Origin of the sequence: Butyricicoccus porcorum (genome assembly GCF_002157465.1) — a bacterium.
Taxonomy (GTDB): domain Bacteria; phylum Bacillota; class Clostridia; order Oscillospirales; family Butyricicoccaceae; genus Butyricicoccus_A; species Butyricicoccus_A porcorum.
Map to the genome: position 1 here is coordinate 59,437 of NZ_NHOC01000001.1, position 13,681 is coordinate 73,117.

Genomic DNA, 13,681 nt, shown 5'->3' on the forward strand with positions numbered 1-13,681 from the left:
AAAAATCTATTCGATCAAATGGAATTGCTTTCGATTGTTACAGCTGCACATCATCCGCCACGCGGTAGCCGTCGGCGGTGCGGATGACATAGGTGCCGACCTCGAGCATCGTCAGCGCGGTCAGCACCTCGGAAGCGGACAGGCCGGTCTGTTCAACCACGCCGTCCACCGTGTGCCTGCCGTCCCGCACGGCGCACCAGACGGTGCGTTCCTGCTCCGAGGCCTCCAGCGCACGCATTTCGCGCGGCGCGGAAACCGCTGGCGGAACAGCTGCTGCCAGTTTGCGTTCCGGCGGTTCCTCCGCCTGCACAAAGCCGGGCGGAACCGACTGTACGCGGCGGCTGTCCCCGTGCTCATAATACGACAGAATGTCCGACGGGGACTGTACCAACTCGGCACCGCCCTGTCGGATGAGTACATTGCAGCCCGCGCTGTTCGGCCGGTTGATATCACCCGGAACGGCGAACACCTCGCGTCCCTGTTCGAGTGCGAGATCGGCGGAGATGAGCGCGCCGGATTTCTTCGGTGCCTCCACCACCAGTGTGCCCCGGCTCAGGCCGGTTATGATACGGTTGCGCACCGGGAAATGGCTGCCGTCCGGGTCTGCCCCGGGCGGATATTCGCTGATGACTGCACCGTGCGCGATAATATCAGCCATCAGCCTCTCGCTGCCTCTCGGATAACAGACATCGACGCCGCAGCCGAGCACGGCAATCGTCTCTCTGCCCGCGTCGAGTGCGGCTCGGTTTGCTTCGCTGTCAATGCCCGCCGCCATGCCGGAGACAATCAGACAGCCGTTCTGTGCCAGCGTCCCGGCAAAATACCGCGCGGCATGTCTGCCATACCGTGTCGCCCTGCGCGTGCCGACGACCGAAACCGCCAGCCGGTCACGCATGTCGGGCAGGGTGCCGCGCACATACAACACGGTGGGCGGATCTGCGATTTCACGCAGCAGCGGCGGATATGCGGTATCGGTCAGTGGAATGACCGCGATGTGTTTGCGCACACAGCTGTCCCAGATGTGCTGCGCATACGACAGGTCTTTGTCTGCCAGATAGTCCAGCCGGCGCCTCGTCATGGAAACCGCAGCGAGCTGTTCGCGCGGTGCGCGCCAGATTTCCTCCGGTGAACCAAACGCTTCCAGCAGCCTGCGGCAGAGCCGGGAACCTGCGCCCAGACGCTCCGCGAGCCAGATCCAGCAGACCTCCCGTGTCATATCGCTTCGCCTCCGCCTCTGCTCATTTCATACATCAGGATGGACGCCGCCACCGAAGCGTTGAGCGACTCCGCGCGGCCCTCCATCGGGATAATAATCTGTCTGTCGCTGAGTGCGGCGGCTTTTTTGGACACGCCGCGTCCCTCGTTGCCGATGAGCACCGCCGCGCGGTGCAGATCGACCTGTGTGACCGGCACGCTGTCCGCACCCAGCGCCGCCGCATACAGCGGCAGACCCTGCCTGTGCAGGAATGCGGCGGTCTCCTCAATGCCTGCGGCGGCAATCGGCAGGCGGAACGCCGCCCCCATTGTCGCGCGCACAACCTTGGGCGACGTCGGATCGACGCAGCCCTCGCATAAAATTATGCCATCCAGTGCAAATGCATCCGCTGTGCGCATGATCGTGCCCAGATTGCCGGGATCCTGCAGCCCTTCGAGCACCATCAGGCGGCGCGCACCGGCGAACGATTCCAGCTCCGCCATCGGGCGCGTACAGGAAAACACCACGCCCTGCGGCGTCTTGACGTTGGATACCTTTGCCAGCAGCGCAGGCGGACAGCTGTACAGCTTTGCCCCTGCCTGTTCCGCGCTGTGCAGCACGGCAGTGGACACCAGTGCGTCATCCGCTACCAGCACCGCATGCACGGTGACGCCGCTGGCCAGTGCTTCCCCCAGCATTTTGCCGCCCTCGCAGACCATTTCCCCGGTTTCCCGGCGGAATTTCCGGTCAGCAGACAGCTTTGCCAGCCGCTTGACCAGCGCATTCTCGCGGCTCTCAATCCGTGTACTCATGACTGACGCTCCAGCTTCTGAATTTTTTTATTTTCACCCGCAACAATGAGAATTTCGTTCTGACGGAATACATAGTCCGCCTGTGGGGAAACTACAACCTCTGTGCTGCTGCGGCGCACCGCGAGCACGTTGACGCCGAACTGTTGGCGCACGCCGACGCCTGCCAGCGTTTTGCCGACCCACGACTGCGGCAGCGTCAGCTCCACAATCGCAAAATCCGGTGCCAGCTCGATGAAGTCGAGCGCCCGGCGGGAGGACAGCGTGTGCGCCAGACGGCAGCCCATGTCGTGCTCCGGGAAGATGATGCGATCCGCTCCGATCAGCTTGAGCATCTTGCTGTGCTGGCTGGAGCGCGCCTTTGCAATGATATACTTCGCGCCCAGCTCCTTGAGCATCAGCGTAATCATCATGCTGTCCTCAATGTTGGTCATGCAGACGATGATGCTGTCAAAATTGCGCACGCCGATGGACTCCAGCACGGCCTCATCTTTGGCATCTGCAATGATGGTGTGCGTCACGGTCTCCGCGACCGCCTGTGCTGCGCTCTCGCTGCTGTCAATCGCAAGCACCTCATGCCCGAGCGAATACAGCTCCTCCGCAACCGCCGTGCCAAAGCGGCCCAGCCCGATCACAATAAATGATTTCATGTTATCTCCTATCCTATCATCACGCGGCCTTCCGGATACCGGATTTTCGGCTCCATCACGCGCCGTGAGAACACGGCGACGCCGAGCGTCAGGATGCCGATGCGGCCGAGATACATTTCCAGAACCAGCCACAGCTTGGAAGCTGTACCCAGTGTCGGCGTGAGATTCTGTGAAAGTCCGGTCGTGCTGAATGCAGACACGGTTTCATACAGCGCACGTTCCACCGCGATGCCGTCGCATGCGCACAGCAGCAGCGTGCCGATGAAAACCAGCATGACAGCAACCATACACACGGTCAGAGCATGCAGCACCGTGCGGCTGTCAATCCTGCGGCGGAATACCGCAATATCCCGCCTGCCGCGCAGGACGTTTACCGCCGCCAGCACAAGCATCGCCGCTGAGGTCGTCTTGATGCCGCCCGCCGTTGAACCGGGCGAGCCGCCGATGAACATCAGCAGCATGCTGACCATAACAGACGAATCGGTCATCGCCTGCTGGTCAATGGTGTTAAAGCCCGCCGTGCGGCATGTGGTTGCCTGAAACAGCGATGCCACCGCGCGCTGTCCCACCGTCATGCCACCCATGGTCTCCGGGTTCGTCCCTTCCAGACAGAAAAGCAGCACACTGCCGCCCGCCAGCAGAATCGCCGTCGTGACCAGCACGAGGCGGGTGTGCACGGACAGCTGATGCCACCGGCGGTGATGCGCCAGATCATTCCAGACCAGAAAGCCCAGACCGCCCATAACAACCAGCGCAACAACGACCACGTTGACCAGCAGATCGGTCGCATAGCCGGACAGATTGGCAAATTCCTGCTGCTCACCCATCAGGTCAAAACCTGCGTTGCAGAACGCGGATACCGAATGGAACGCGCTCTTTCCAATGCCCTTCCACAGTCCGAACTGCGGGATAAACCGGAGCGACAGCAGTGCCGCACCCACTCCCTCAACCGCAAAGGTGAACAGGATGACGCCTTTTGTCAGGCGCACGATGCCTGCAATATCATCCACACTGAGCGAGGCGGACATTTCCAGCCGTTCGCGCACGGTAATGGTACGGCGCGTAAAAAAGGATACCATCGCCGCGACCGACATAATACCCAGACCGCCGATCTGGATCAGACACAAAATGACTGTTTGACCAAATATCGTCCAGTGCTGATAGGTATCCACGACAACCAATCCGGTGACACAGGTCGCCGAGGTCGCCGTAAACAGACAGTCCACCAGCGGCGTCATCTGCCCGCTGCGCGCCGAAACCGGCAGGTGCAGCAGCAATGTGCCGAGCACGATGACTGCCAGGAATCCCAGCATAATCACGCGGCCGGGACGCACGGCACGGCGGTGCGCGCTGCGCGCATGCGCGATGTGCCGGTATGGCGAATCATACTCTTTTGCCATTGTTCCCTCCTTCGCCTTCCTGCAAGGGGAAAAGCCTGAACAGCAGGAAGATGCCGCTCAGGCTTTGCTTGATTTCAGTTAGTCAAGCGGCTTCATGGTCGGGAACAGCAGTACGTCTCGAATGGACGCGCTGTCGGTCAGGAACATAACCAAACGGTCGATGCCCATGCCCATACCGCCTGTGGGCGGCATGCCGTATTCCAGCGCGCACAGGAAATCCTCGTCCATCATGTTCGCCTCGTCGTCGCCTGCGTTGCGCAGCTCGACCTGGCGCTCGAAGCGTCCGCGCTGGTCGACCGGGTCGTTCAGCTCGGAGAACGCATTGCACAGCTCGCGGCCATAGACAAAGCACTCGAAGCGCTCCGTCAGGCGCGGATCAGACGGCTTGCGCTTGGCAAGCGGGGAAATCTCAACCGGATAATCGGTGATAAAGGTCGGCTGAATGAGGTTTTCCTCGACGGTCTCGTCATAGACCATCGCCATCAGGTCACCCCAGCTCTCCTTGCCCTTCTCCGGCTCAAAGCCTGCCGCCTTGACAGCAGCAAGTGCCTGCTCGCCGTCCATCGCCATGAAGTCCAGACCGGAATACTGCTTGACAGCCTCCGCCATGGTCAGGCGCTTCCAGCCCTTGGAGAAGTCCAGCTCCGTGCCCTGATACATGACCTTCGTCGTGCCGAGCACCTTTTCACAGCAGTGGATGACCATATCCTCGGTCAGATCCATCATGCCCTTGTAATCGGTATACGCCTGATATACCTCGATGGTGGTGAATTCCGGGTTGTGCTTGGTGTCCATACCCTCGTTGCGGAAAATACGGCCGATCTCATAGACATTTTCCATGCCGCCGACAATCAGGCGCTTGAGGTGCAGCTCGGTCGCAATGCGCATGTACATGTCGATATCCAGTGCATTGTGGTGCGTGATGAACGGACGCGCCGCAGCGCCGCCCGGAATCGTGTTCAGGCACGGTGTCTCAACTTCCATAAAACCGCGGTTGTCGAAGAAATTGCGGATCTCGCGCACGATCTTCGAGCGGTTTTCAAATGTGCGGCGCACCTCCGGATTGACGATCAGATCGACATAGCGGCGGCGATACCGGATGTCGGTATCCTTCAGGCCGTGCCACTTCTCCGGCAGCGGGCGCAGCGACTTGGACAGCAGCTCAAGACTGCTGACGCGGACAGAAATTTCGCCCTTCTGCGTGCGGAACACCTCGCCCTCGATGCCGATGATGTCGCCGATGTCATATTTTTTAAACTGCTTGTATTCCTCCGTACCCAGCAGATCGCGCTTGACGCAGAGCTGGATGCGGCCATACCGGTCTGTGATATCCGAGAAGGTCAGCTTGCCCATGATGCGCTTGCTCATCATGCGGCCTGCCAGACGGACAATTTTGCCCTCCATCTCATCGAAATTTTCGATGATGTCGGTGGTATAGTTGGTGCGGTCAAAACGGACGCGCTGGAACGGGTCTTCTCCCGCCTCCTGCATGGCCGCCAGCTTTGCCGTACGGATGTCATGCTCCTCCGATTCCGAGCGAACCGGCTTGTTGAACTTCTTGCCCTGCTCCGGTGCCTGCTGTTCAGCGGTCAGGTTCTGTTCCATGTTTTTCCTCCTCTGTTTGCAGTGCAAAAGGACTGTCCGCCCTCCGGTTCCGGACAGGCGAACAGCCTTTCTTCGTGTCAGTGTTACTTGATGATTTCGGTAATCTTGAACTGAACGGTGGTCTCGTTCGGCGCAACGACATCGACAATATCGCCGACCTTGTGGCCGAGAACCGCCTTGCCGAACGGGGATTCATCGGAAATCTTGCCGTCCATCGGGTCAGCCTCCTGCGAGCCGACGAAATGATATTCCTCTTCCTCGTCAAATTCCAGATCGAGCACCTTGAAGCGGCAGCCCGGGGAAACCTCGTCCTTTGCATACATGTCCTCGGAAATGATGACGGCATTGGCAATAATGGTTTCCAGCTCCGCGATGCGGGAGGCTACCTTGCCCTGCTCGTTTTTCGCCTCATCGTACTCGGCGTTCTCCGACAGGTCGCCGAAGGAACGTGCTTCCTTGATCTGCTCCGCAACTTCCTGCATACGGACGGTTTTTAAATATTCCAGCTCGTCCTTGAGCTTATCCAGATTCTCCTGTGTCAGCTTGAACTCTTGCTTCATGGCCGATTCCTCACAATATATTACAAATTTTAGCACCTAAGCTATGTTACATCCCATTATATAAACCCGTTTCTGTGATGTCAAGCACGGGTTTTGTGCACCTCGTGAATTTTCTCACGATTTGACTGCGTCAATTGCCGCCTGAAGCTGGTCATCTTCGCTGTCCTCGAGCACATAAAACCGTTCGGTTTTGTCGTCGCTCAGGCTGACGGTGACATCCGGTGTGACGCCCTTTCCGATCAGGCTCTCGCCCTTCGGTGTGTAATAGCAGTTGGTCGAAATATTCAGGCAGCCGCCGCCCGAAAGCGGGAAGCCCTGCTGCGAATAGCCTTTGCCGCAGGTTTTTTCACCGATCACAGTTGCCTTGCCGTATTCCTGCAATGCCGCTGCGAAAAACTCCGCCGCGCTGTATGAATCCTCATTCACAATGACCGCCATCGGCAGCTTCAGCTCATCGGCATCGGAGGTATAGGTCTCGGTTTTGCCCTCTTTATCTTTGAGCGAAATGATATCGCCCTCCGGCAGCAGCGGATCGAGCGAATTGACCAGCGCTGTCAGCTGACCGCCCGGATTGTTGCGCAGATCAAAGATCAGGCTGGTTGCACCCTCCTCCTGCATCTGCTCCAGCGCGTCAAGGAACTGTTCATCGGTCTGATCGGTAAAGCGTTCGATACAGATATACCCAATGTTGTCCTCCAGCATGCGCGCGGTGACATGAATCTGTTCATATTCCTGCCGCGTCACGGTGATGTCCGTACTTTTGCCGGTTGCATAACCGTGTACAGTCAGTGTGACGCGCTTGCCCTCCTCGCCGAGGATGGCATCCACAGCGTCCTCATAGCCGCCGAGCTCATCGATGGTTGTGCCGTCTACCGCAGTGATCTCGTCATACGCACCGATGCCCGCTTGTTCCGCAGGCGAGCCATGCGCAACGGATTCCACACGCAGCACCGTGCTGCCGTCATCCTCCGTCTTCGCGCTGACCGTCACACCGATGCCGACCGTGCTCTCCGCCGCCGAGTCCAGATAGTTCTGATAATATTCCTCTGTCATATAGCTTGTCCAGCGATCGCCCAGTCCTTCCGCATAGCCGGTGAGCACGTAATCACGCACCTCATCCATATCATAATCGCCGACAAACCGGCTGTCGACAATGGCCTGTACTTCCTCCAGCGCGTCATAAATTTCCGCGAGTTCACCGCTCGGATGCGCGACACCGTATACTGCCATTCCAGTTACAAGGCTGCATGTCGCAGCCGCCATCGCACCCACGGCGACCGCGCGCCGCAGGGATACCGTATGTTTCATAGCCTGCTCCTTTCTGTGCGGCAATCCGTATCTGCATTGCCGCACGCACTATAAAAAGAATACCGCAGGACAAAGCCTGCGGCAACTGTTTTTTTCCATGTTCACAAAAAGATCGGAATTCCGTCACAGAAGCACGGACAGAGAGCTGAGCAGCATCAGCAGCGCCAGCACCAGTGCGACAATGGCGACGATTCGTTTTGCGGTTGTGGGTTTCATCAATACGACCAACTCCTGTGGTTACAGCTGAATGCGTCCCGCCTCGCGCGAAGCCAGATACTTGCGCACCATGAGAGCGACCTTAAAGACGATGGCATGGTCGAATTCGCGCAGATCGAGGCCGGTCAGCTTCTTGATTTTCTCCAGGCGGTAGACCAGCGTATTTCTGTGCACGAACAGCTTGCGCGATGTCTCGGACACATTCAGGTTGTTTTCAAAGAATTTCTGGATGGTAAACAGGGTTTCCTGATCGAGGGCATCAATCGATCCCTTCTTAAAGATTTCGCTGAGGAACATCTCGCACAGCGTCGTCGGCAGCTGATAAATCAGACGGCCGAGACCGAGGTTTTCATAATTGACGATGGTCTTTTCGTCTTCAAAGACCATGCCGACCTCCAGCGCGACCTGTGCTTCCTTGTACGACTTGGCGATGTCCTTGAGCTGTGTGGATACGGTACCGATACCGATGAGGCATTTGATCTGAATTTCATTTTCCAGAGTTTCTTCTACGCCCTTTGCAATTTTGTACAGCTCCTTGACATCGGTTGTCGCCTTGACTTCCTTGACGAGGACGATGTCGGTTTCATTGATGTGCAGCACAAAGTCCTTCTGCTTGTCCGGGAACAGCCCCTGGATGACGTCGAGTGCGGCTACATCTGCGTGCTCCTCCTGGCGGATCAGGAAGACAGCGCGCGGGGTGTCGCCTTCAAAATGCAGCTCTCGCGATTTGATATAAATATCACCCGGCAGGATGTTGTCCATGATGATATTCTTGACGAAGGTTGCCTTGTCATGCTTTTCATCGTACAGCGTCTTGATGTTGCTGATTGCGATGGTTGCCATTGCGCAGATGCTGCGGGCATTTTCGTCCTCACCGTGTACAAAAACCGCATATTCAAAACGGGTGGTGCGGTCAGCAACCGGGCGGTAGGTATAGCCGCCAAAGCGGATCATGTCGCCCACATAGGACAGCTCTGCCGCTGCGTCCTCCCGCATTTCGCCGATGCGCTTGAGATCGGTACAGGCAACAACTGCGCCGCTGGCGTTGATGATGCCGATGGTACGGTCCACCGCTTCCTTCATCTGCAAAATAATCGATTGAAACATTCTTGATGCCATCTTTCCTTCACCCTTCTTTACTTATCAATCATCTGCCCGCGCATTTCAGTCCGCACACGGAACAGAAACATTACCAATCACTCTGTCGTCATGCTGTTCATTTCTTCCATTATAACACAAATCGACAGAAATTTGTACAAATTTTTTTATGTTTCTTTGTGAATTTTCCCCTATGTAACCTGTAGGGAAAATTTTTCCTGTTTTTCAGCCGAAACCGGCACGCAGCAAGCCGATCTCGTCCGATCTGAGCGGTCTCCACTGTCCCGGCTCGAGCGCGGGATCAAGCGGAAGCGGCCCTTCCGCAACGCGCTTGAGCGCCAGCACCGGTGCGCCGCGCGCGGCGAGCATGCGCCGCACCTGATGATACTTTCCTTCACAGACGGTGACGGTGACATAGGAATGCCCTTCGCGCACCGCGCGGATCTCCAGCTTTGCCGGCCGGCAGACCGTACCGTCGCGCAGCGCAAGTCCGGCCGCAAACGCGTCGATATCCGCCTGTCCGAGCACGCCGTCCGCCTCGGCCTCATAGACCTTCTCTACCTGCCGGCGCGGCGAGGTGAGCGCATGTCCGAGTGCGCCGTCATCGGTCAGCAGCAGCAGCCCGGAGGTATCCTTATCCAGCCGCCCCACAGGGAACACCCCTCGCGCGCGGTAGGGCTGCGGCAGCAAATCGAGAACGGTTTTCTGCTCCCGGTCTTCGGTTGCAGACAGCACGCCGAGCGGCTTGTGCAGCATGAGGTAGACGTTTCCTTCATAGCTGACCGGTTCGCCGCGAAAGGTAAGGCGGCATTTCTCCGGATCGATTTTACGCGACGCATCGCGGCATATCTCGCCGTCCACAGTGACCGCACCGCTTTTGGCTGCGGCCGCAGCCTCCTTCCGGGAGCACAGTCCCATATTGGTCAGAAGCCTGTCAATGCGTTGAACCGGCATGTCAGCGCCTCCCATCACAGTTTTTCATCATTGTAACACTTTTGTGACATTTGTACAAGAGCCATTTGCAAAATTACAAAAGCAGGCGATAATTTTCGCCTGCTTTGTAGTAAAAAGTAGCAAATATGAGGTAATTCTGCCGTCAACTCCCGTCGGATTTGTTCGTCGTATTTGTGGAATCTGTACCTGTTTCCGGATGATCCATCAGCCCGCGTGTAAAACCGCCGTCGGTTTTCATCGAAGAAATGTCGCCTGCGACGACGTTGCCGCGGTATACCAGCAGGTCCGCAACCACATCCGTTCCGTCCGGGTAATTGGTGACGGTATAGGTGACCTGTTTGACGCGCTTGCCCTTAAGCCGTTCCAGATCAAAGCCTTGTCTGGCCTGCAAATCGGCATACTTCTGATATGTTTCGTCAAATTCCTCTGGGATAATGACCTCGCGGATGGTGCAGGAGGATGCATCTACCTCCCAGCCGCACGCGCTGAGATATGCCACACGCTCCTCATTGGTCAGCGCAAGGGTGGATACTGTTTCTTCCGCCTGTTCCGCCGAGCCCTCTATTGCTTCGCCCTGTGTGCCCAACGCCGCCACATCACCCGCCAGCCCTGCCGCCGTGCCGACCGCAAGCAGAACTGCCGCAAGCGCCGCCGCGCCCAGCACCAGCTTCTGTTTGGAAAGTTTTGCCGTTATGATAAACATATGTCCCGCTCCTCGCCGTCTGATGTATCTGGTACAACCTATGCGGCTTTCCTCTGCGGTATTCCCCGCTTTTCTTTGCGGAAAGAAAAGCTCGGCAAAAGAAACGTCTCGTGCGCTCCCGCGCACCGCAAACGAACGGACAAAACAGGTCCGTCCGTTTGCCCCTCCGCCGCAGACCTTGCAGAAACTGCTTTGCGCACAAAAAAATCCCTCCTGCCGGCGCCGGCGTGAGAGATTCCTTCGTTATACCTTATGTCCCTCTGCACGCACACGCGAGCAGAACTGGAAAATATCGCTGCACACCGCAAGTACGGCGCGGCTGGTGAGCACATCATGCCCGCCCTCGGGATAAAACCGAATGTTTTTGTCCGGCATATGCAGCAGCTTAAACAGCTCATCTGCGTTGGATGAGTTGCAAACGCAGTCATCCAGCGTCTGCAATACCAGCGCCGGACAGATTACGCCCTGTATGCCGCGCTCCCGCGTGTCCTCCGCCAGCCGATGCAGCTGATACCGTCCGCGCGGCTGCTGCAATACGCCGTGCATGCGGGATTTCAGATCCGCATCAAAAATGCGGTTCAATTCCTTTCCGTTGCGCGGACGCGCAACCGGTGTATTGACAAACACAATCGCAGCCGGGCTGAGATCAAGCAGATGAATCAGCAGCATTCCGCCCAGCGACAGACCGATCAGCGCAATGCGCCGGTACTGCTTGCGCAGAGCGAGATATTCCATGCGGATGCCATGAATCCAATGTTCCTGATCCATCCGCAGCGTTTCTGTTCCGGAAGGCGTGGTCAGGAATGCATCAATGCCGCTGTCACACAGATGATCGCGCAGAATGATGCCGGACTGATAGCCTGCACCAAAGCCGCTGATAATCAGACAGCAAAAGTCTCGTTTTGTTTCCTTCGGCACTTTTGGTTTCCTCCACAAAAAATTGAAATCCAGGCGCTATCTGAAAACCAAGAAAATGACGAATATTTCGCAAAGGCGAGGTCGATTCAAGACAAAAGCACGCTGGAATCCGTTCGGATTTCAAGTGTTTTGAACGAGGAAGCGATCCGCATTTGTAGAAAGAGTCAAACGTTTCGACTTTTCAGATACGCCCTAATCCACATGCGCAATCCTGCGCAAAAAAACGAGATATGCCCGGTGCAACGCATCGGAGCGTATCATCCCACGTTTTTTATTTTATCATATTCATCTGTCAATTGGAATGAACAAAGCGTGAACAATTCAGCAACAGTTCGGTTACAGAATAGGCAGAAAGCCTCTGTTTCCGCAGAAACAGAGGCTTTTTTTATCACATTTGTTCAATTGAAGGTTTTACTTTTCAACTTCGGTAACAGCCAGGTGCAGCTCATCCAGCTGCTTCTGGTCGACCTCGGACGGGCATGCCGTCATCAGCTCAGAAGCGTTCTGTACCTTCGGGAACGCGATGACGTCGCGGATGGAATCCAGACCTGCCAGCAGCATGCACAGGCGGTCGAGGCCATACGCAAGGCCGCCGTGCGGAGGTGCACCGTACTTGAACGCAGTCAGCAGATGACCGAAGCGCGCCTCTGCATCCTCATCCGTGAAGCCGAGTGCACGGAACATGCGCGCCTGTGTCTCGGTCGAATGGATACGGATCGAGCCGCCGCCCAGCTCACAGCCGTTCAGGATGATATCATATGCTTTTGCACGAACCTTTGCCGGATCGCTCTCGAGGATGTCCAGATCCTCGTCCATCGGCGCGGTGAACGGATGATGCATGGCGACATAGCGGTTTTCTTCCTCGCTGTACTCGAACTGCGGGAATTCAACAACCCACAGCAGCTTGTAATCGTGCGGATCGATGACACCAAGGCGTTTTGCCAGCTCACAGCGCAGCGCACCCAGTGCGGTCACTGCGGTCTGCCAGTCGCTGTCTGCGACGACAAACAGGATGTCGCCATCCTTTGCGCCGGCGCGCTGCTTGATTGCCTCTACCTCGTCCTCAGAGAGGAACTTGGCAAACGAGGAAGTCATCTTGCCGTCACCTGCGAGCTTCATCCAGGCCAGACCCTTTGCGCGGTAGGTCTTGACGAAGTCCTGTAATTTGTCGATTTCCTTGCGCGGGAACTTGTCCGCGGCGCCGTTGATGTTAATCAGGCGAACTGTGCCGCCCGCTTCTACTGCACCGCTGAATACCTTGAACGAGCAATCCTTTGCAATGTCGGAAATATCCTGAATTTCATAGCCAAAGCGCAGATCCGGCTTGTCCGAACCGTATTTGTCCATGGCATCCTTCCACTTCATGCGCGGCAGCGGGAGCTGGATATCGACATCCAAAACTTCCTTGAACACGCGCTGGAGGAAGCCCTCGTTGACTGCAATGACATCGTCCTGCTCGACGAACGACATTTCGAGGTCGATCTGGGTGAACTCCGGCTGACGGTCGGCGCGAAGGTCTTCATCGCGGAAGCAGCGGGTAATCTGCATATAGCGGTCAACACCGGACAGCATGAGCAGCTGCTTGTACTGCTGCGGAGACTGCGGCAGCGCATAGAACTTGCCCGGATGCACGCGGGATGGTACGAGGTAATCGCGCGCGCCCTCCGGCGTGGACTTCTGAAGCATCGGGGTTTCGATTTCGAGGAAGCCCTGCTCATCGAAGTAATTGCGGGCAATCTGCGTGACGCGGTGGCGCAGCGCGAGATTGTTCTGCATGGACGGACGGCGCAGGTCGAGATACCGGTACTTCAGGCGCAGCTGATCGTTGACCTCTTTGTCATCGGAAATCTCAAACGGCGTTGTCTCGGATTTGGACAGCACGCGGATATCCGTGACAACGATTTCAATCTCGCCGGTCGGCATCTTTTTGTTGACGGCGCGTTCGTCGCGGCGGACAACCTTGCCCTTGATGGCGAGCACGTACTCGGTGCGCACGCCGAAGGCGATATCAAACAGGTCTGCATTGACCGATTTGTCAAACGTACACTGCACAATGCCGGTGCGGTCACGCAGCAGCAGAAACAGGACACCGCCGTTGTCGCGGGTGCGGTCGCACCAGCCGTTGACGATGACTTCCCTGCCGTCGTCAGCTGCACGCAGTTCGCCGCACCATGCGGTGCGCTTCATGCCGTGAATGGATGTATTCATAATAACCTCCCCGGAGCACCGGCGCTCTGCGACTGCCCATGCTCCATATCTTAAATT

The 13,681-nt window shown here is 57.1% G+C and carries 12 protein-coding genes; all 12 read right to left on the reverse strand.

Annotated elements, in window-relative coordinates:
• Nucleotides 1-37: 37 nt before the first annotated feature.
• The 12 genes from dprA to aspS all read right to left on the reverse strand — a co-directional run bounded on the left by dprA (nt 38) and on the right by aspS (nt 13,624).
• Nucleotides 38-1,216, reverse strand: a complete 1,179-nt coding sequence (gene dprA / locus CBW42_RS00315; protein ID WP_087016643.1) for a DNA-processing protein DprA — start codon at nt 1,214-1,216, stop codon at nt 38-40.
• Entirely contained in the window at nt 1,213-2,007 is a 795-nt protein-coding gene (locus CBW42_RS00320; RefSeq protein WP_087016645.1) for a TrmH family RNA methyltransferase, read from the reverse strand. Before CBW42_RS00320 ends, dprA begins: the two co-directional genes overlap by 4 nt.
• Nucleotides 2,004-2,654, reverse strand: coding sequence for a potassium channel family protein (locus CBW42_RS00325; protein WP_087016647.1), 651 nt, complete (start codon nt 2,652-2,654; stop codon nt 2,004-2,006). Before CBW42_RS00325 ends, CBW42_RS00320 begins: the two co-directional genes overlap by 4 nt.
• An 8-nt stretch (nt 2,655-2,662) precedes the next feature.
• Nucleotides 2,663-4,054: a TrkH family potassium uptake protein gene (locus tag CBW42_RS00330; protein WP_087016649.1), complete on the reverse strand. Its 1,392-nt coding sequence runs from the start codon at nt 4,052-4,054 to the stop codon at nt 2,663-2,665.
• A 78-nt stretch (nt 4,055-4,132) separates the two neighbouring features.
• On the reverse strand, nt 4,133-5,659 hold the full coding sequence (gene lysS / locus CBW42_RS00335) for a lysine--tRNA ligase (protein ID WP_087016651.1): 1,527 nt from the start codon (nt 5,657-5,659) through the stop codon (nt 4,133-4,135).
• Nucleotides 5,660-5,742: 83 nt separating this feature from the next.
• Entirely contained in the window at nt 5,743-6,219 is a 477-nt protein-coding gene (gene greA, locus CBW42_RS00340; protein WP_087016653.1) for a transcription elongation factor GreA, read from the reverse strand.
• 114 nt (nt 6,220-6,333) lie between these two features.
• Entirely contained in the window at nt 6,334-7,527 is a 1,194-nt protein-coding gene (locus CBW42_RS00345) for a S41 family peptidase (RefSeq protein WP_087016655.1), read from the reverse strand.
• A 237-nt stretch (nt 7,528-7,764) separates the two neighbouring features.
• Nucleotides 7,765-8,862 carry a PucR family transcriptional regulator gene (locus CBW42_RS00350; protein WP_087016657.1) on the reverse strand — a complete coding sequence of 366 codons (1,098 nt, stop codon included), beginning with the start codon at nt 8,860-8,862 and terminating at the stop codon, nt 7,765-7,767.
• A gap of 204 nt (nt 8,863-9,066) precedes the next feature.
• Nucleotides 9,067-9,795, reverse strand: coding sequence for a pseudouridine synthase (locus tag CBW42_RS00355; protein ID WP_087016658.1), 729 nt, complete (start codon nt 9,793-9,795; stop codon nt 9,067-9,069).
• A 142-nt stretch (nt 9,796-9,937) separates the two neighbouring features.
• Nucleotides 9,938-10,498, reverse strand: a complete 561-nt coding sequence (locus CBW42_RS00360; protein ID WP_087016660.1) for a DUF4830 domain-containing protein — start codon at nt 10,496-10,498, stop codon at nt 9,938-9,940.
• 243 nt (nt 10,499-10,741) lie between these two features.
• Nucleotides 10,742-11,416, reverse strand: coding sequence for an alpha/beta hydrolase (locus tag CBW42_RS00365; protein ID WP_087016662.1), 675 nt, complete (start codon nt 11,414-11,416; stop codon nt 10,742-10,744).
• A gap of 411 nt (nt 11,417-11,827) precedes the next feature.
• The gene (gene aspS, locus CBW42_RS00370) at nt 11,828-13,624 is read right to left on the reverse strand and encodes an aspartate--tRNA ligase (protein ID WP_087016664.1); all 1,797 of its coding nucleotides are present in this window, start codon (nt 13,622-13,624) and stop codon (nt 11,828-11,830) included.
• Between the last annotated feature and the right edge of the window lie 57 nt (nt 13,625-13,681).

Coding starts and splice junctions, on each gene's coding strand:
- dprA (WP_087016643.1), bottom strand. CDS start 1,216: ATGACACGGGAGGTCTGCTGGATCTGGCTCGCGGAGCGTCTGGGCGCA.
- CBW42_RS00320 (WP_087016645.1), bottom strand. CDS start 2,007: ATGAGTACACGGATTGAGAGCCGCGAGAATGCGCTGGTCAAGCGGCTG.
- CBW42_RS00325 (WP_087016647.1), bottom strand. CDS start 2,654: ATGAAATCATTTATTGTGATCGGGCTGGGCCGCTTTGGCACGGCGGTT.
- CBW42_RS00330 (WP_087016649.1), bottom strand. CDS start 4,054: ATGGCAAAAGAGTATGATTCGCCATACCGGCACATCGCGCATGCGCGC.
- lysS (WP_087016651.1), bottom strand. CDS start 5,659: ATGGAACAGAACCTGACCGCTGAACAGCAGGCACCGGAGCAGGGCAAG.
- greA (WP_087016653.1), bottom strand. CDS start 6,219: ATGAAGCAAGAGTTCAAGCTGACACAGGAGAATCTGGATAAGCTCAAG.
- CBW42_RS00345 (WP_087016655.1), bottom strand. CDS start 7,527: ATGAAACATACGGTATCCCTGCGGCGCGCGGTCGCCGTGGGTGCGATG.
- CBW42_RS00350 (WP_087016657.1), bottom strand. CDS start 8,862: ATGGCATCAAGAATGTTTCAATCGATTATTTTGCAGATGAAGGAAGCG.
- CBW42_RS00355 (WP_087016658.1), bottom strand. CDS start 9,795: ATGCCGGTTCAACGCATTGACAGGCTTCTGACCAATATGGGACTGTGC.
- CBW42_RS00360 (WP_087016660.1), bottom strand. CDS start 10,498: ATGTTTATCATAACGGCAAAACTTTCCAAACAGAAGCTGGTGCTGGGC.
- aspS (WP_087016664.1), bottom strand. CDS start 13,624: ATGAATACATCCATTCACGGCATGAAGCGCACCGCATGGTGCGGCGAA.